This window comes from Mycolicibacterium stellerae (genome assembly GCF_003719305.1).
Lineage (GTDB): Bacteria > Actinomycetota > Actinomycetes > Mycobacteriales > Mycobacteriaceae > Mycobacterium > Mycobacterium stellerae.
On record NZ_RARC01000010.1, the window covers coordinates 124,899 to 142,006 of the forward strand.

Here is a 17,108-nt window from a genome sequence, read left to right on the forward strand (position 1 = left end):
CGGTGAAAACCGGATTCCGCGACGCAGGCACGGCGATCGCTCGGCTCTAGTAGACGGAAAGGATGACGTACCAACGCATTCGACTCGACGCCCCCTTTGGCCGGCAGATGTCGTATTCATAGCAGACCGCCATCGAAAATTTTTCGGCTATGCAAAAAGCGGACGAAGAAACTCTCTCAGAACTGGACTCGGCGGGGACTCAGCAACGCCGTTCTGGCGAGAAACGTTGACATCACGTGAGTTTCGCGTTCCAGCCAAGGTTCACAGCGAACAATCGAGAATCCGAGACAATTCCGGCGCTAGGTGCGGTTTGCATCCCCGGACGGCGTAATCGCAGCGTTGAGATTCACTTCAGGTTGTTCGTTTGGAGGACGACCGTCACCGGCCGTATCGCACGTGGTACGGGTTTTGCACAATTGAGCCGCCGGCATCTGTATTCGTGAAGTAGCCGAAGCCGTCGAGGTGCCCCGGTGTGCTGAAGCACGGGTATGTCCTGAGGAAGTCGCCCCATCGTCCTGGAGTGGTTCCTGGCGTCGTGGCGGTTGAACCATCGCGGTACCACACCACGAAATCGCCGAGTATGCCGAATGCGGTATCTGCCTCGTCGCTGGCGCCGCCCCATGCGACGGCGATCGCTACTTCACCGTTCGAGTTGACCGCCAGCGCGCTGTACGCGAACACATAGTTGTCGTTCCAGACCTGCATCTCTGATGCCACCGTGAAAGTGTTCGCATTGATCGCGACGACGCGGGTGTAGGGCTGCGGATAGTTTGGTGAGTCACCGGATTTGCTCCGCGGGGACGTCCAGGAAAACCACACCTGACCATCTCGCCACGTGGCTCCGCTGATGCGCGACCCGCACCGACTGCTCCAGTCGATGCCGCTGGGGGACGTGCACGAATAGTCGTCGGAATCCGACCATTTCGCGACAGCCACGTCTTTGGTGGCGTAGTTGGATGTGGAGTCCCGCCACTCGACGACGCGTAGATTCGCGGTGTCGATGTGGCCGGCCATGAAAGTCCCGGGTGCGTCGCCATTTGCGGGGGCGCTGAATTGGTAGTCGCTCGAGCCGACCGTGAGAGGTCCGATCCATTGCCACCCGATCGACCCGCTGGCCAGGTCCGTCAACGGAATTCGGATCACCACCCGTCCTCTTCCGCCGACGTCGATGGCGATGATCAGGAAGCGCCCTGAGTGTGACAAGTGAGGCTGATCGAGGGCTGAGCCGGACTCGTCGAAGTCGGAACTGACGAAATCGTAGTAGCTCCACGCAGTTTTCGGCTTGTCGGCAACGTCGTCGGATTTGGCGGCCGCGAGTCTGAACGCGCCGTCGCCAGATGCCGGATCGGAGCTGTGGAGCATTATCCAGACGAATAGATCGAACTCGAGGACATAGATCAGCTGCTGGTCGCCGACGATTCCGCCGGCGAAGGTCGGGAACATCGTGCTGGGATCGAAGTAGTCGAACGTCGCACCGGCGTCTTTCGACACCGCCAGATAGACATTCCCAACCATGGCGACGACGTTGCCGTCCCTCGACGCGCCGCCACTTGGATCGACCGGAATCTTCACGTTGCTGAGCTGTGTTGGGTCCAGCGGCGTGTACGACGTGAAGATCACGGGTTCTCGCGGCGGGTCCGGCTCTTCCGTGTCACGTAGTTCCGTTGGGATGTTCTGCTTTTCGCTACGGCCCTCTCCAGAAGGAACTGTTCGCGGCTCTGGCTCGTCCCTGAGCTCCTCGCGCACAACCTTGGCGCGGTAACCGCGTCTACTGGGCGACTTTGCTTCCTTGGGTTCTCCCCGCCGCGACCTCGGCATTATGTGCCTCCCGTTTCGCATTCGGCGTCATTCACATTAAGCCTGTCGGCAACGCGAATGCTCTACCACTGCGAAAACGAGGGCCACTAATTTTTGGTGGCGGTCCAACGGGATTTCACTCGTCGGCGTCGATGACGCGCTGCGAGCGCACAGGCGTCGATGACGACCTGCGCGGTCGACGGCCAGGAAACGGGATCCGGTCGGCGATGTTGCTGAGCGGGTTGACGACCTGGCTGAGCACGATGACGGCTTCGCGCAGCGCTTCGATCGTCGGCTCGAGCGCCTCCAGCCCCGGCGTCAGCCGGTTGAGGGTGTCGGCCACGTCGGCCAGCTGTTCGAGCGGTCCGTGCCTGGCAGTCAGCTTGTCCACAAGTCCGCCCTCGGCGAGCAGCCGATCGGCCAGGCCGTCCTCTGCCAGCAACCGCTCGACCAAACCGTTCTCGTCGAGCAGCTGGTCGACGAGGCCGCCCGGTTCGATCGCGCGCATCAGGCCTCCGTCGTCCTGCGTCAACCGGTCGAGGACGCCGCCCTCCATCGTGAGCTTGTCCACCACGCCGCCGGGCGAAAGTAGCCGGTCGATGGGGCCGCCGGGCGTCAGCGCCCGGCCCAGCGGCTGATCCTCGTCCATGAGCCTGGCCAGCCGGTTGGCCCGTTCGACCGCCTCGTCGATGCCGAGCATGTGGGCGACCGAACCCGTCCCGCCCTTCGCCCTCGAGTTGGCCTGACCCAGCGTTCGTTGCGCCAACCCAAGCGCGCCATTGGCGACGTCAAGGCCGGTTTCGGCGGCAGCAAGCCCGACTCGGACCGGGGCGGTGGCGAGATCGACCAGGTTCTTGCCGAGATTCATGCCCTCAGTGTATGGGTCCAGCTACCCGCTACCGCCGGAGCCGGCGAGGGGAGCACAATGATATTCACAGGAAGTTGACAGCAGCCCTGCAGCTTCATTGCCAGGAAGTTGGGAGAGATTTGGACGATGGCCATGGCTGCACTCCCAGAAAACGTCCCGGAGGCTCGAGTCCTCGTGGTCGACGATGAGACCAATATCGTCGAGCTTCTCTCGGTGAGCCTGAAATTTCAGGGCTTCGAGGTCTATACCGCCTCCAACGGCCCCGCCGCGCTCGACAAGGCCCGCGAAGTGCGTCCCGACGCGGTCATCCTCGACGTCATGATGCCGGGGATGGACGGCTTCGGCGTGCTGCGCAGGCTGCGGGCCGACGGCATCGACGCGCCCGCGCTGTTCCTCACCGCCCGCGACACTCTTCAAGACAAGATCGCTGGCCTGACGCTCGGCGGTGACGATTACGTCACCAAGCCGTTCAGCCTGGAAGAGGTGGTAGCCCGGCTGCGGGTCGTGCTGCGACGGACGGGCAAGGGCATCGAGGAACCGCGCAGTGCCCGGCTGACGTTCGCCGACATCGAACTCGACGAGGACACCCACGAGGTATGGAAGGCGGGCGAGCCCGTTTCGCTGTCGCCGACGGAGTTCACCCTGCTGCGGTACTTCATCATCAACGCGGGCACGGTGCTGTCCAAGCCGAAAATTCTCGACCACGTCTGGCGCTACGACTTCGGCGGCGACGTCAACGTCGTCGAGTCCTACGTCTCCTACCTGCGCCGCAAGATCGACACCGGCGAGAAGCGCCTGCTGCACACGCTTCGGGGTGTTGGTTATGTTTTGCGCGAACCGCGATGAGCGCTCGCGCGAAGAGCCGACCACTCAGCTAGCTTCTGACGAACAATAGGAGCATGGCGGGTCTGCGCGGACGAGGAGTGCCGCTGCGGGTCGGGCTGGTGGCCGCGACCCTGGTGCTGGTCGCCTTCGGCCTGTTGGCGTCCGGCATCGCCGTCACCTCGATCCTGCGTCACAGCCTCACCAACCGCGTCGACGAGACATTGCTCGATGCATCCCGCAGCTGGGCGCAAGCCCCCCGCAGAATGCCGACGCCTCCGTTGGAAGGGCCCAATCCCGCCCGTCCGCCGTCGGACTTCTATGTCCGCGGTGTCGACGCCGACGGCCGCATCTGGATGGCCGTCAACGATCGCGCCGCCGAACCCGACCTGCCCGCCAACAACGACGTCGGCCCGGAACCGGTCACCGTCGGCTCGATCGACAACTCGCACGTCCAGTGGCGGGCCATGTCTGTGCATGGTCCCCATGACGAAATGACGACCGTGGCCATCGATCTGTCCGACGTTCAGTCCACGGTCCGTGCGTTGATCTGGTCGCAGGCCGGCATCGGCGCGGCCGTGCTGCTGGTGATCGGGGTGGCAGGCTTCTGGGTGGTGCATCGCAGCCTCCGGCCACTGACCGAGGTCGAACAGACCGCCGCCGACATCGCCGCCGGGCAGCTGGATCGTCGTATCCCGCAACGTGATCCGCGCACCGAAGTGGGGCGGTTGTCATTGGCCCTCAACGGCATGCTGGCGCAGATCCAGCGCGCCGTCGCATCGTCGGAATCGTCGGCCGAACATGCCCGCCGCTCCGAAGAGCGGATGCGTCGCTTCATCACCGACGCCAGCCACGAACTGCGCACCCCGCTGACCACCATCCGCGGGTTCGCCGAGCTGTACCGGCAGGGCGCCGCACGCGATGTCGAGATGCTGATGTCGCGCATCGAGAGCGAATCGCGCCGGATGGGGCTGCTCGTGGAGGACCTTCTGCTGCTGGCGCGACTCGACGCGCAGCGGCCACTGGATCGCCACCGGGTTGATCTGCTGGCGCTGGCCAGCGACTCGGTTCACGATGCCCGGTCGATCGCCCCGAAGCGCCCGGTCACCATGGAGATCATCGACGGCCCGGGAACGCCGGAGGTGCTCGGCGACGAGGCGCGGCTGCGTCAGGTGCTGGGGAACCTGGTCGCCAACGCACTGCAGCACACACCCGAATCCGCCCGGGTCACCGTGCGGGTCGGCACGGACGACGACAACGCCGTGCTCGAGGTCGCCGACGAGGGTCCAGGTATGAGCGCCGACGACGCCCACCGAATCTTCGAACGGTTCTACCGCACCGATTCATCGCGTGACCGCGCCAGCGGCGGCACCGGGCTGGGCCTGTCGATCGTCGACTCGCTGGTCTACGCCCACGGCGGCACCGTCTCTGTCACCACCGCCCCCGGGATGGGCTGTCGGTTCACCGTCAAACTGCCGCGGATCGCCGACGTCGTCGTGCACGAGGAGCAGTCAGCCGCCGAGGGCCCGCGAGAATCGATCAGGCCAGGTCGGCCAGCGCCGCCTTGATCTTTGCCTGCGCCTCGTCGAGCGATTCCGGCGACGGATTGGGATCGACATTGGCGAACCCGAAATCGGTGAGGTTGTAGGCGGGGAAGACGTGCACGTGCAGGTGCGGGACCTCAAGCCCGGCGATGATCACGCCCGCGCGCTCGGCGCCGAACGCCGAGCACACCGCCTTGCCGACCAGTTGGGAGACCTGCATGACCCTGCCGAAGACAGCGGGGTCCACGTCCTGCCACTGATCGATCTCCGCGCGCGGGACGACGAGAGTGTGCCCCTGCGTCATCGGCTGAATCGTCAGGAACGCCACGATCTCGTCGTCGGTGTAGACGAACCGGCCCGGCAGATCGCCATTGATGATCTTGGTGAAGACGGTAGCCATACTCGCGAGCATTCCAGCAAGCTCCCAGTGGCGTGGCAGTGGGGTGGCAGCTCGCTCGGAGACGGTTGTCGATATGACGGATCCGGCGGATTCACGCACGCCGGACTATGTGCTCGACATCGTCATACCCGTTCACAACGAGGAACACGATGTCGGCGGCTGCGTCCGCCGCCTGCACGAATACGTCTGTACCTACGTGCCATACTCGACGCGGATCACGGTGGCCGACAACGCAAGTAGTGATCACACCCTTGCGGTTGCCCATGGGCTCGCCGACGAACTACCCGACGTCGACGTCATCCATGTCGACGTCAAGGGCCGCGGGGCCGCCCTGCACGCGGCGTGGCTGAAATCGCCGGCCGACGTGGTCGCATACACCGACGTCGATCTGTCCACGGAGCTGTCGGCGTTGATGCCTTTGGTGGCATCGGTGATCTCGGGGCACTCCGACCTGGCGATCGGCTCGCGGCTGGTCCCGTCATCCCGAGTAGTCCGGAGCGTGAAACGCGAATTCGTCTCGCGCAGTTACAATTTGCTGCTACACGGTGTACTGGGTGCGAGGTTCTCCGATGCCCAGTGTGGCTTCAAGGCGGTGCGCGCCGACGTCGCCCGCGAACTGCTTCCCCTTGTGGCCGACACCGGTTGGTTCTTCGACACCGAGCTGTTGGTCATCGCCGAGAGAGTCGGGTTGCGGATCCACGAAGTGCCCGTCGATTGGGTCGACGACCCGGGTTCCAGGGTGGACATCGCGGCGACGGCGATCGGCGATCTGAAGGGATGCTGGCGACTCGGGCGGGCACTGGCAACACGCGCGTTGCCGATTCGGGAGTTGCGGAAAAGCCTTGGCCGCAAACCGCTGAGGCCGCACCCCTAACCGCGAGCGTGCGCAGAATGCCAGAAAACCTCGGCGTGTCGTGTGCAAACACGCACGCCCGCGCTGTGAGCCCGCGCTGTGAGCCCGCGCTGTGAGCTCGCGCTGTGAGCTCGCGCTGTGAGCCCGCGCTGTTATCGGCCGATCATCGCGTGGAGTTCGTCGACCGACCACGGCGGCGAGTCCCGATGGTCGCGGTAGCCGATGATGTCCGGTGTCTGGCGGGCGAACTCGCCGACGAAACCTCCTGCGGCGATGAATATTCGGCCCGTGATGTCCTTGGCCTCGTCGCCTGCCAGGTAGCCGTACATCGGCGCCGCATACTCGGGCGGTGGGGCGTCCAGCGCGGCTTGCGTGCTCACGTTGTCGAGCAGGCCCCTGCGGTTCAACCCCGCGATGTGGGCCTCGTAATGCGGGCCGGTCGAAATTCGCGTCTTGGCGCCCGGGCACACCACGTTCGCCCGGACACCGTGCTCCGCCAGTTCGGCGGCGATGGCCAGCGTCAACCCGTTGACCCCACCCTTGCCCGCCGGATAGCCGGTGCCCCCGTAGTCGCCGAGGAAGGCAAACGAGCTGGTGTTGACGATGGCGCCGCCGCCCTGTTCCACCATCTTCGGCGCCGCGGCCCGGCACGTCTCGAACGTCGTGACGAGGTGCGCGTCGACCAGATCGTGGAACATCTCGCTGGTGACCTCGAGAATCGACTCGCTGGCCAGGCCCGCGGTGCCCGCGCAGTTCACCAGGATGTCGATTCGGCCGAATTCGCTTGTGCACCTGTCGATCAGCGCGTCAGCCGTCGCCGGGTCGGCCGGTGAACCGGGGTGGGCTACCGCGCCGTCGATGCCTTCTGCCGCTTGGGCCGCCGCTTGGGCATCGCGCCCATTGACGACGACGCCTGCGCCGAGTTCGGCGAGGAGGGCCGCGACTGCCAGCCCGATACCACGTGTTCCGCCGACCACGACGGCGCCACGGCCGGTCAGCGGTGCGCTAATCGACCTCGCCGTCCTCGACGGGCTTCATCATGTCCATGTTCCAGTACCCGCGAAGGTTGGTCAGCAGGCCGGCGTCGTTCACCTTATAGGTGAAGATGCCGCGCACCGAGCTTGCCGACCCGTTGTCGAACGTGAACTTCAGCGCCAGGATGTGGGCGATCTCGTCGGGAGAACTCGACGGGAAGGTCTCCTCGCACGTGATCGTGATGGTGGCGAGGCCGACGCTGCGCTCCCACCACTCCGAGACGCCGTCCTTGCCGACGACACCGGTGCCGTCGGGATTCGTGTACGACGGGCCGATCGGGTCTTCGATGACCACGTCGTCGGTCATCAGCGCCAGCCAGCCGGCCTTGTCCTTGGCTTGCACGCAGCGCCACGACGCCTGTGACGCCGTCAGCGCCGGGGACTGCTCGATTGTCTCCTGCGACATGATGTTTCGATCTACCGGTCGTCGTCGGTGTAGCGGATCACACCGCGGATGTTGCGGCCCTCCAGCATGTCCTTGTAGCCCTCGTTGATCTGCTCCAGCTTGTACTGCCGGGTGATCATGTCGTCGATGTTGAGCTTGCCCGCCTTGTACATCGACAGCAGCTGGGGGATGTCGAAGTGCGGGTTGCCGCCACCGAAGATGGTGCCCTGCAGGTTCTTCTGCATCAGCGTCAGCATCGCGAGGTTCAGCGACACCTCCGTGTCGAGCATGCTTCCGATCGCCGTGACCACGCAGGTGCCGCCCTTTGAGGTCAGGTTCAGGTACGTGTCGACGTCCTTGCCATCCAGCTCGCCGACGGTGACGATGACCTTCTTGGCCATCAGGCCCGCGGTGACCTCGGCGACGCCTGCGAACGCCGACTCGATGTCCGGGTAGGCATGGGTGGCACCGAATTTCAGCGCAGCGTCGCGCTTCCACTCGACGGGTTCGATGACGAAGATATTGCGCGCACCCGCGTTTACCGCGCCTTGCAGAGCCGACATGCCCACACCGCCGACACCGATGACGGCGACGTCGTCGCCGGGACGGACGTCACCGCTGCGCACCGCCGACCCGTAGCCCGTCGTCACGCCGCAGCCCACCAGGCAGGCCACCTCGAACGGGATCGACGGATCGATCTTCACCACCGAACTCTTGTGCACCACCATGTACGGGCTGAAGGTGCCAAGCAGCGTCATCGGAAAGACAGGCTGCCCCTTGGCGTGAATGCGGTGGGTACCGTCCGACACCGCCGTTCCGGTGAGGAGATACATGCCCAGATCGCAGAGGTTGCGCATCCCTGCCTGACAGGACGGACACGTGCCGCAGGACGGGATGAAGGACAGCACCACGTGGTCGCCGGGCTCGAGGCCTTCGACGCCCGGCCCGACCTCGGTGACGATGCCTGCGCCCTCGTGCCCGCCGAGCACCGGAAAGCCGCCCATCGGGATGCTGCCCGTCACCAGGTGGTGGTCGGAGTGACACATCCCAGACGCTTCCATCTGGATCTTCACTTCGTCGCGGACGGGGTCGCCGATCTCGATCTCCTCGATCGACCACGGCTGGTTGAACTCCCAGATGAGAGCGCCTTTGGTCTTCATCTCCACCTGCTTTCGATTGAGCGTCTAGACAAGACTAGAGGCTCTAGTTAGCCACACCACACGGCCCCCAAGCAACTGCTTGGGTGGGCGCTACCAGATTGCCACCGGCGCTTGGCCGAGCGGATAGTAACCAGGCACTTTCTCGCCGGCCACGGCCCGCTCGATCCGCTTCTGCATGCCGGCGCTGAGATCACCCGACTCGATCAGCTGGCCGAACATCTTCGCCACGTGGCCGAAGTCGAAGAAGTCGCGCTGCCACTCGATCTTCAGGTCCTTATCGAGCCGGAACCAGCTGCCGCCGATGCCGTAGATCTCGTCGCGCGTGCCGTCGGTCTTGTTGACGATCTGCTTCCAGAAACCGACGATCTCCCCGAGTTGGTCGTCGACCAGCACCTTCTGGTACTCGTAGTTCCAGTTCTCCAGGCCCTCCATCTCCAGGCCAAGCGCGACGTCGCGGATCTCGTCGCGGCCGACGCACATGACGTCTTCCTTGGGGCCGATGTTCCAGCCGTAGGTGGCATCTTCGGTGTAGAAGTCCGCCAGCGGCTTCCAGTCACCCTTCTCTTCGCAGACGCGGTTGGCTTCCAGCCATTCGTCGACCCATTTGTCCAGGTCTTCGCGGGGCAGTGACGGCATTGGAGTGTCCCTTTCTCAATCCTGATTCGTGATGGACAGTGCTTGCGTGGGACAGGCCCACACGGCTTGTTCGACTTCTGACCTGTCCTCTTCTGCCGCAGTGGCGTTGAGGATCTCGACCTTGCCGCGTTTGGGCACTTTGAAGTAGTCCGGCGCCTCGAGTTCACACATGGCGTGGCCCTGGCACAGATCCAGGTCGACTTCGATCTTGATGCCCATATTCAATCGCCCTAGACGCTTGTATTGGATGTCGCCGCCGGGCGGCTCCGCTTGCGGTAGCGAACCTTGGCGGGACGGGCCAACTGCACCACCATCTTCGAGTGGTCGTTGCGGTAGCTGTCCGCCGGCTGCGCCATCTCGAATTCATACTCGCGCAACAGAACCGAGAAGATGGCCTTGATCTGCATGGTGGCGAACGCCGCACCGACGCAGCGGTGCCTGCCTGCGCCGAACGGAATCCACGTCCAGCGGTTGGCCATATCGGCCTGCTCCGGTTTGTTGTAGCGATCCGGGATGAACGCGTCGGGGTCGTGGAAGTCTTCGGGAATGCGATTGCTGATCGCCGGCGATGCGGCGACGAAGTCACCCTTGTGGATCGGGAAGCCCTCGACCTCGAACTCGCCCTGAGCAACCCGCATCAGGATGATCAGTGGCGGATGCAGCCGGAGGGTCTCCTTGACCACGTTGTCCAGCAACGGAATCTGGCGCAACGCGTGGAAGCTCACCTCCTGCCCATCGGAGTACAGATCCTCGAGTTCGGCGACGATGTCGCGGTAGACGTCGGGGTTCCGGAGCAGTTCGATGAGCGTCCACGACGACGTACCGGAACTGGTGTGATGCCCGGCGAACATCAGCGAGATGAACATCCCGGTGATTTCGTCGGCGGAGAAGCGCGGATTGCCCTCCTCGTCCTTGATGGACACCAGCACGTCGAGCATGTCGCGGTCACTCTTGTCCGCTGGCGGATTCGAGATGCGCCCGCTCATGATCTCTTGCACCAGCGCAACGAGTTTCACGCGGGCCTCGTCGCGCCGCTGGAAGCTCTCGATCGGCAGATAAGGGTCGACATAGCACAGCGGATCTGTGCCACGCTCCAATTCGTGATAATAGTGCGCGAATCGACTGTCGAGCTGTTCGCGGAACTTCAGCCCGATCAGGCAGGCCGTCGACGTGTAGATGGTCAGCTCGGAGAAGAAGTCGAGCAGCTCGATCTCGCCCTGGGGTCCCCAATCGGCGATGATCTTCTTGACCTCGCCCTCGATGGTGGCAGCGTGACCCTTCATCTGCTCACCGCGCAGCGCCGAGTTGTGCAGCATCTCAGCGCGCCGCTCAGGGCTGGCGTCGAACACCACGCCCTCACCAAAGATCGGCGTCATGAACGGGTATGCCTCGGCCTGGTCGAGATCGGTGTCGGCCGAACGGAAGAAGAACTCGTTGGCCTTGGCGCCGGACAGGAAGATGACGTGCTTGTCGACGAGTTGGAACCAGCCGACGTCGCCGCATTCGTCACGGATGCGCTTCATCAACCCGATGGGGTCGGTGCGGAACTCCTCGAGGTGGCCGTGTTCTTCTTCGCCACCCGATACGCGTGGAACCATCGCGGTCGTCACTGTCCTGGTATCCCCTCTTCGCCCAAGGCGAGTTTCTGTCGGTCTTTGGTGTCGGCCAACGGGGCTTCGGGTTGAAGCTCCATATTCGCGATGAAGCCGCCACGCGGTGTCTCGGCGACGAACGCGATCGCCCTCGCGAGATCGGCTGCGCGCAAGAAGTAGTCGTGCCGCGCCTGTCCCCACTTGGCCCAGTCCTCGAGCGCAGGTCCGATCAGATCGGCGGGCAGGCTCCAGCCCATATTGGTCTTCGTCGGGCCAGGGTGCACGATCGATGCCCGGACACCCGTGCCCTCGAGTTCCATCTGCAGGTTGTTCACCATCGCGACGAGCGCCGCCTTGGCAGCTCCGTATGCGCCCATGTGGGGCCGCTGCCGCAGCGCCACGTCGGAGCCAACGAAGATTAGGTCGCCGCGCTGCCGCTCGAGCATGCCCGGTAGCACCGCTGTGGCCAGCCGATTCGCCCCGACAAGGTGAATCTGCAGCTGTGAGTCGAACTCGTCGGTGCTGATGTCGGCAAGCTTGCCGAAGTAGGTGTCACCTGCGCCCGCCACCAGGACCTCGATATCGCCGAGCGCGTCGACCGACTGCGAGACAAAGGATTTCACCGAATTCGGGTCGGTGACATCGAGGTGGAAAGCGACGGCCTCACCGCCGTCGGCCTGGATCTTGCCGGCGAGCTCGGTGAGTTTGTCAACACGACGTGCGCCGAGCGCAACCGGGAATCCGTGCGCGGCAAGTTCGATGGCGGTGGCCTCGCCGATGCCCGATGATGCTCCCGCGACGATCGCAGGCCTGCGATCGGGGAGGGGTTCAAACCGGGGCATTACTCAGACCTCTACTGTCATCGGTAGGTGGGCGAACCCGCGGACGCTGCTGGAGTGCACGCGGACGGCGTTGGCCTCGTCGACTTCAAATCCGCGGATTCGCTTGAACAATTCGGCCAGAGCCACTCGGGCTTCCATACGGGCGAGGTGTGCGCCGAGGCAGAAGTGAGCGCCGCTGCCGAAACTCAACAAATTCGAACCGATCTCGCGGCCGATGACGTAATCGTCGGGATCGGGGAACACACGCTCGTCGCGGTGCGCCGAGCCGGGGAGCAACAACAAGATGTCACCATCGGGGATGGTGGTGTCGTACAGGTTCAAGTCCCCTGCGACAACGCGCGCAAGCAGCTGACTGGATGTGTCGTAGCGCAACGTCTCCTCGACCCACAGCGGAATCTTGTCGAGGTCGTGATAGAGCGGACTCAGTTGGTCGGGATTGCGATGACCCCAGAACGCGGCATTGGCAAGCAGTTTCGTGGTCGTCTCGTTTCCCGCGATCACCATGAGGAACAAGAAGCCGAGCACTTCTTCGTCGGTCAAGCGGTCGCCGTCGATCTCGGCCTCCAGCAGTGCAGAGGTGAGGTCGTCGCTGAGTTTCTTGCGACGGTCGGCGATCATTTCGTGGTAATAGACCATCAGGTTGATGGAAGCCTCGATAGCAGACTGAGGTACATCGTTGACCCCATCCTCACGATGCATGACGCCGTCGGCCATGGCTCGGATGCGGTCCCGGTCCTCCAACGGCACGCCCATCAGCTCGGAGATGACGTCCATCGGCAGCTTGCCCGCGAATTCCGCGACATAGTCCACTGTTTCACCGGAGCGTGCCCTCTCCAGCATCGCGTCGAGATGCTGGACGGCGAGTTCGGTGACCCGCGGCTCGAGTTCCCGGATTCGCCGCGGCGTGAAGCCCTTCGACACCAATGTGCGCAGGCGCAGGTGCGCGGGGTCGTCCATCGCGAGGAATGACATGGTCTTGCTCGCGTGTGGACCACGTGAGATCGGATCGAGGGAGACGCCGTCGCGATTGGACAGCGTCGTGCTGTTGCGGAAACCCTCCCGCACGTCCTGGTGCCGTGACAGCGCCCAGAACCCGAGCTCATCGTTGTGATACAGCGGGGCTTCGTCGCGCAGCCGTTTGTAGTAGGGGTACGGATCCTCGTGGAAGTCGTAGTCGTACGGGTCGAGGATCACCTCGCTGGTCGGAACGGTCACCTGTGGTCTCCAAGGCTTGGTCTCATCGATCCCCTCCGAGGCGTCATCTCATCGATCCTCTCCGAGGATCAGGCCGACGACATACGTGAGTCGATCGGCGATTTCGCGATAGCTGACATAGCCGCTGCCCGCGTGCACCAGTGCGCCGAAGTACGTCATCTCGAGCGCGGACACCGTGCGCGGGTCGGCGTCGGGGCCCATCGCCGAGCGGATGCGGCGGTGGATCTCGGCGCCGATGCGGTCCCGTACTGCGCGCACGGCCGCGTCGCCGTTGCTCAGCAGAGCAGTCGTACATGCGGCGGCGACCTCGGGTTCGTCGGCGATCATCAACGTCATTGCGCGCAGCGCCTGCTCGACCCTGGCGGGGGTGCTGTCGTTGACATCGGTGAAGTACGGCACCTGGCGCATCAGGTCCAGGTAGACCTCGGCGATCAGATGGTTCTTCGACGAGAAGTAGGTGTAGGCCGTCGCGGGTGCGACCTTGGCGCGTGCGGCAACGGCGCGCACCGTCAGATCGGCGTATGACGACTCCCGCAACATCTCCACGCCTGCGGTGAGCACCTTGCGAAACGTCTCTTCCTGCCGACGGTTGCGCGGCGTTTCCCCGCTTTGGTCGGTGACCGCTACGACGGCATCGCTGGACACATGTCCAAGTTATCGGACCGGCACCGCGGCAAGCAAGTGCGCATGCAAAATTACCTGCTCAGATCCACTATTTACAATGAGCTTCGCGGCCATACCAGATTAACCTTGCTTCTCACACCGGTCTGCGGCTATCGTTCAGACGAAGATATTCGGACACTTGTCCAGCTACTAACGGGAGTCGGAATGGGGTTGCTGGCCGATCGCCAGAGTCAATTGCTCATCGACGGGAAGCTCGTGGCGGGCAGCGCGGGCACATTCCCGACGGTCAACCCGGCCACCGAAGAGGTGCTGGGCGTCGCCGCCGATGCGAGCCAAGAGGATATGAGCAGCGCGATCGAGGCTGCCCGCCGCGCATTCGACGACACCGACTGGTCGACCGACCCCGCGTTGCGGGTGCGCTGCATCCGGCAGGTGCAGGAGGTGTTGACCAAGCATGTCGAAGACCTGCGTGAGATCACGATCGCCGAGGTCGGCGCGCCGGTGATGCTGACATCCATGGCGCAGCTCGAAGGTCCGATCGCCGACCTCAGCTTCTGCGCCGACACCGCGGAGTCCTACCAGTGGACCACCGACGCGGGCGTCGCATCGCCCATGGGCATCAAGACCCACCGCACCATCGCGAAGGAAGCGGTCGGCGTCGTCGGCGCCATCACGCCGTGGAACTTCCCGCACCAGATCAACCTTGCCAAGCTGGGACCTGCGCTGGCCGCGGGCAACACGGTGGTGCTGAAGCCAGCACCCGATACCCCGTGGTGCGCCGCCGCCGTCGGCCACCTCATCGCCGAGCACACCGACATTCCGCCGGGTGTGATCAACATCGTCACCTCCAGCGACCACGCCGTCGGCGCCCTGCTGTCCAAAGACCCACGGGTGGACATGGTCTCGTTCACAGGGTCAACGGCGACGGGTCGTGCCGTGATGGCCGACGGCGCGGCGACATTGAAGAAGGTCTTTCTGGAACTCGGTGGCAAGTCGGCCTTTCTCGTACTCGACGACGCCGATCTCGCGGGTGCCTGCTCGATGTCGGCGTTCACCGCGTCGATGCATGCCGGGCAGGGCTGTGCGATCACCACGCGGCTGGTGGTGCCGCGAGCCCGCTACGACGAGGCCGTGGAGGCCGCGGCGGCGACCATGGGTGGTCTGAAGCCGGGCGACCCGACGGACCCGGGAACCATCTGCGGCCCGGTGATCTCGGCTCGGCAACGCGACCGTATTCAGGGCTATCTCGACTCGGCGACTGCCGAGGGCGGCAAATTCGCCTGCGGCGGAGGGCGTCCCGCCGACCGCGACACCGGCTTCTTCATCGAACCCACCGTCATCGCCGGACTCGACAACAACGCCAAGGTGGCGCGCGAGGAGATCTTCGGGCCGGTGCTCACGGTGATCGCTCACGATGGCGACGATGACGCAGTGCGCATCGCCAACGACTCGCCGTACGGATTGTCGGGCACCGTGTTCAGCTCCGACCCCGAGCGGGCGGCCGGTATCGCGGCGCGGATGCGGGTCGGCACCGTCAACGTCAATGGCGGTGTCTGGTACTCGGCGGACATGCCGTTCGGCGGATACAAGCAGTCTGGCATCGGCCGCGAGATGGGCCTGGCCGGTTTCGAGGAGTACCTCGAAACCAAAGCCATTGCCACAGCCGTCAACTAGAAAGAGCGGAGGGCCTTTGCGTGGGTCTTTATGGTGATCAGTTCAAGGACAAGGTGGCGATCGTCACCGGCGCTGGCGGCGGTATCGGCCAGGCGTATGCGGAGGCGCTCGCCCGCGAGGGCGCGGCCGTCGTCGTTGCCGACATCAACACCGAAGGTGCCCAGAAGGTCGCCGACGGCATCACCGGGGAGGGCGGCAACGCGGTCGCGGTGCGGGTCGACGTGTCCGATCCCGACTCCGCCAAAGAAATGGCTGCCCAAGCACTTTCGGAGTTCGGCGGCATCGACTACCTGGTGAACAACGCGGCGATCTTCGGCGGCATGAAGCTCGACTTCCTGATCACCGTCGACTGGGATTACTACAAGAAGTTCATGAGCGTGAACCTCGACGGCGCGTTGGTGTGCACACGGGCGGTCTACCGCAAAATGGCCAAGCGCGGTGGCGGCGCGATCGTCAACCAGTCGTCGACCGCTGCGTGGCTGTATTCGAATTTCTACGGGCTGGCCAAGGTGGGGATCAACGGCCTGACCCAGCAACTGGCCACCGAACTCGGCGGCCAGAACATCCGGGTCAACGCGATCGCGCCGGGGCCCATCGACACCGAGGCCAACCGGACGACGACGCCCAAGGAGATGGTCGACGACATCGTGAAGCGAATCCCACTGTCGCGCATGGGTGAACCCGAAGATCTGGTCGGCATGTGTCTGTTCCTGCTTTCGGACCAGGCCAAGTGGATCACCGGCCAGATCTTCAACGTCGACGGCGGCCAGATCATCCGGTCCTGAGAGGCTTTCAATGAGTGACAACGACGTCAAGCTCGGCTACATCGGCCTGGGCAACATGGGCGCGCCGATGGCGAAGAGGTTGGTCGAATGGCCCGGCGGATTGACCGTTTTCGATGTGCGCCTGGAGGCGATGACACCGCTGGCCGAGGCCGGTGCGAGTCTGGCCGACAGTGTTGCCGACGTCGCAAAGGCCGACATCATCAGCGTGACGGTCCTCAACGATCAGCAGGTGCGCGATGTGGTCGGCGAACTCGCCGCCAACGCGAAGCCAGGCACGGTGATTGCCATTCACTCGACGATCAGCCCCGATACCGCCATTCAGCTCGCCGAACAACTTGCGCCGCAGGGCATTCACATTGTGGATGCGCCGGTGAGCGGTGGCGGGACCGCAGCCCAGAACGGTGAGCTGGCCGTCATGGTCGGCGCCGAACGCGACGTCTACGAGCGCATCAAGCCGGCGTTCAAGCAGTTCGCGTCGGTGGTCGTGCACGCAGGCGATGTCGGCGCGGGCACGCGAATGAAGTTGGCTCGCAACATGTTGACGTTTGTCTCCTATGCGGCGGGCTGCGAAGCGATGAAACTTGCCGAAGCCGCAGGAATAGATCTTCAGCAGCTGGGCCGGGTGGTGCGGCACACCGACGCTCAAAGCGGCGGCCCCGGCGCGATCATCGTTCGGGAGAACATGGAGGCGTTGGCTCCGGACAATTTTCTGTACGGGCCGTTGGCGCATGCCCGCGATTTGGGCGAGAAGGACTTGAGTTTGGCGCTCGCGCTCGGCGAAACCGTCGGTGTCGACCTGCCGATGGCCGAGATGGCGCTGGAGAACCTCGCCGCCGGTCTCGGTGTACCTCACAGCGCATCGACCACGAAGGAGTAG

Annotated in this window: 17 protein-coding genes and 1 pseudogene; 6 read left to right on the top strand and 12 right to left on the bottom strand. The window is 64.2% G+C overall.

What is annotated here, in order from left to right; genetic code table 11:
- Window positions 1–378: 378 nt before the first annotated feature.
- A complete protein-coding gene (locus D6M19_RS14930; RefSeq protein WP_123026003.1) occupies window positions 379–1,620 on the bottom strand; it encodes a hypothetical protein in 1,242 nt (413 codons plus the stop codon).
- Window positions 1,621–1,933: 313 nt separating this feature from the next.
- On the bottom strand, window positions 1,934–2,665 hold the full coding sequence (locus D6M19_RS14935) for an MlaD family protein (RefSeq protein WP_123026004.1): 732 nt from the start codon (window positions 2,663–2,665) through the stop codon (window positions 1,934–1,936).
- Between the two features lie 126 nt (window positions 2,666–2,791).
- Here D6M19_RS14935 and D6M19_RS14940 point away from each other — a divergent pair, with 126 nt between their 5' ends.
- Together D6M19_RS14940 and D6M19_RS14945 are read left to right on the top strand one after the other, a co-directional pair.
- Window positions 2,792–3,511, top strand: coding sequence for a response regulator transcription factor (locus D6M19_RS14940; protein WP_123026005.1), 720 nt, complete (start codon window positions 2,792–2,794; stop codon window positions 3,509–3,511).
- Between the two features lie 53 nt (window positions 3,512–3,564).
- Complete coding sequence (locus D6M19_RS14945) at window positions 3,565–5,055, top strand: sensor histidine kinase (protein WP_123026006.1); 1,491 nt, start codon at window positions 3,565–3,567, stop codon at window positions 5,053–5,055.
- Here the strand turns inward: D6M19_RS14945 and D6M19_RS14950 are convergent.
- On the bottom strand, window positions 5,027–5,431 hold the full coding sequence (locus D6M19_RS14950) for an HIT family protein (RefSeq protein ID WP_164478495.1): 405 nt from the start codon (window positions 5,429–5,431) through the stop codon (window positions 5,027–5,029). The two genes, D6M19_RS14945 and D6M19_RS14950, sit on opposite strands and share 29 nt — an antisense overlap.
- A gap of 10 nt (window positions 5,432–5,441) precedes the next feature.
- Here D6M19_RS14950 and D6M19_RS14955 point away from each other — a divergent pair.
- Window positions 5,442–6,296, top strand: a pseudogene (locus D6M19_RS14955) (dolichyl-phosphate beta-glucosyltransferase); the annotation flags it as partial.
- 140 nt (window positions 6,297–6,436) lie between these two features.
- Here the strand turns inward: D6M19_RS14955 and D6M19_RS14960 are convergent.
- From D6M19_RS14960 to D6M19_RS15000, 9 genes are all read right to left on the bottom strand, one after another.
- Window positions 6,437–7,261, bottom strand: coding sequence for an SDR family NAD(P)-dependent oxidoreductase (locus D6M19_RS14960; protein WP_234834869.1), 825 nt, complete (start codon window positions 7,259–7,261; stop codon window positions 6,437–6,439).
- Window positions 7,262–7,289: 28 nt separating this feature from the next.
- A complete protein-coding gene (locus D6M19_RS14965; RefSeq protein ID WP_123026010.1) occupies window positions 7,290–7,724 on the bottom strand; it encodes a nuclear transport factor 2 family protein in 435 nt (144 codons plus the stop codon).
- Between the two features lie 11 nt (window positions 7,725–7,735).
- Window positions 7,736–8,863, bottom strand: coding sequence for an NDMA-dependent alcohol dehydrogenase (locus tag D6M19_RS14970; protein WP_123026097.1), 1,128 nt, complete (start codon window positions 8,861–8,863; stop codon window positions 7,736–7,738).
- 90 nt (window positions 8,864–8,953) lie between these two features.
- Complete coding sequence (locus D6M19_RS14975; protein WP_123026011.1) at window positions 8,954–9,499, bottom strand: nuclear transport factor 2 family protein; 546 nt, start codon at window positions 9,497–9,499, stop codon at window positions 8,954–8,956.
- Between the two features lie 15 nt (window positions 9,500–9,514).
- Window positions 9,515–9,718: a ferredoxin gene (locus D6M19_RS14980; RefSeq protein WP_123026012.1), complete on the bottom strand. Its 204-nt coding sequence runs from the start codon at window positions 9,716–9,718 to the stop codon at window positions 9,515–9,517.
- Window positions 9,719–9,729: 11 nt separating this feature from the next.
- On the bottom strand, window positions 9,730–11,097 hold the full coding sequence (locus tag D6M19_RS14985) for a lanosterol 14-alpha demethylase (protein WP_327389800.1): 1,368 nt from the start codon (window positions 11,095–11,097) through the stop codon (window positions 9,730–9,732).
- Between the two features lie 8 nt (window positions 11,098–11,105).
- Window positions 11,106–11,933: an SDR family oxidoreductase gene (locus D6M19_RS14990; RefSeq protein WP_123026014.1), complete on the bottom strand. Its 828-nt coding sequence runs from the start codon at window positions 11,931–11,933 to the stop codon at window positions 11,106–11,108.
- A gap of 3 nt (window positions 11,934–11,936) precedes the next feature.
- Window positions 11,937–13,148, bottom strand: a complete 1,212-nt coding sequence (locus D6M19_RS14995) for a cytochrome P450 (RefSeq protein WP_123026015.1) — start codon at window positions 13,146–13,148, stop codon at window positions 11,937–11,939.
- A 48-nt stretch (window positions 13,149–13,196) separates the two neighbouring features.
- The gene (locus D6M19_RS15000) at window positions 13,197–13,793 is read right to left on the bottom strand and encodes a TetR/AcrR family transcriptional regulator (RefSeq protein WP_123026016.1); all 597 of its coding nucleotides are present in this window, start codon (window positions 13,791–13,793) and stop codon (window positions 13,197–13,199) included.
- A gap of 183 nt (window positions 13,794–13,976) precedes the next feature.
- On the opposite strand from D6M19_RS15000, the gene D6M19_RS15005 reads away from it, so the two are divergent.
- Genes D6M19_RS15005 through D6M19_RS15015 form a run of 3 tightly spaced genes read left to right on the top strand, consistent with a single transcriptional unit; the run spans window position 13,977 to window position 17,108 of the window.
- A complete protein-coding gene (locus D6M19_RS15005) occupies window positions 13,977–15,446 on the top strand; it encodes an aldehyde dehydrogenase (RefSeq protein WP_123026017.1) in 1,470 nt (489 codons plus the stop codon).
- 20 nt (window positions 15,447–15,466) lie between these two features.
- Window positions 15,467–16,231, top strand: a complete 765-nt coding sequence (locus D6M19_RS15010) for an SDR family oxidoreductase (RefSeq protein ID WP_123026018.1) — start codon at window positions 15,467–15,469, stop codon at window positions 16,229–16,231.
- Window positions 16,232–16,241: 10 nt separating this feature from the next.
- Window positions 16,242–17,108, top strand: coding sequence for an NAD(P)-dependent oxidoreductase (locus D6M19_RS15015; protein ID WP_123026019.1), 867 nt, complete (start codon window positions 16,242–16,244; stop codon window positions 17,106–17,108).

Bases quoted from the DNA above. Each gene is read 5' to 3' on its own strand.
- D6M19_RS14975 (WP_123026011.1), bottom strand. From the start codon at position 9,499: ATGCCGTCACTGCCCCGCGAAGACCTGGACAAATGGGTCGACGAATGG.
- D6M19_RS14935 (WP_123026004.1), bottom strand. From the start codon at position 2,665: ATGAATCTCGGCAAGAACCTGGTCGATCTCGCCACCGCCCCGGTCCGA.
- D6M19_RS14980 (WP_123026012.1), bottom strand. From the start codon at position 9,718: ATGGGCATCAAGATCGAAGTCGACCTGGATCTGTGCCAGGGCCACGCC.
- D6M19_RS15005 (WP_123026017.1), top strand. From the start codon at position 13,977: ATGGGGTTGCTGGCCGATCGCCAGAGTCAATTGCTCATCGACGGGAAG.
- D6M19_RS14985 (WP_327389800.1), bottom strand. From the start codon at position 11,097: ATGGTTCCACGCGTATCGGGTGGCGAAGAAGAACACGGCCACCTCGAG.
- D6M19_RS15015 (WP_123026019.1), top strand. From the start codon at position 16,242: ATGAGTGACAACGACGTCAAGCTCGGCTACATCGGCCTGGGCAACATG.
- D6M19_RS14945 (WP_123026006.1), top strand. From the start codon at position 3,565: ATGGCGGGTCTGCGCGGACGAGGAGTGCCGCTGCGGGTCGGGCTGGTG.
- D6M19_RS14950 (WP_164478495.1), bottom strand. From the start codon at position 5,431: ATGGCTACCGTCTTCACCAAGATCATCAATGGCGATCTGCCGGGCCGG.
- D6M19_RS14970 (WP_123026097.1), bottom strand. From the start codon at position 8,863: ATGAAGACCAAAGGCGCTCTCATCTGGGAGTTCAACCAGCCGTGGTCG.
- D6M19_RS14940 (WP_123026005.1), top strand. From the start codon at position 2,792: ATGGCCATGGCTGCACTCCCAGAAAACGTCCCGGAGGCTCGAGTCCTC.
- D6M19_RS14965 (WP_123026010.1), bottom strand. From the start codon at position 7,724: ATGTCGCAGGAGACAATCGAGCAGTCCCCGGCGCTGACGGCGTCACAG.
- D6M19_RS14990 (WP_123026014.1), bottom strand. From the start codon at position 11,933: ATGCCCCGGTTTGAACCCCTCCCCGATCGCAGGCCTGCGATCGTCGCG.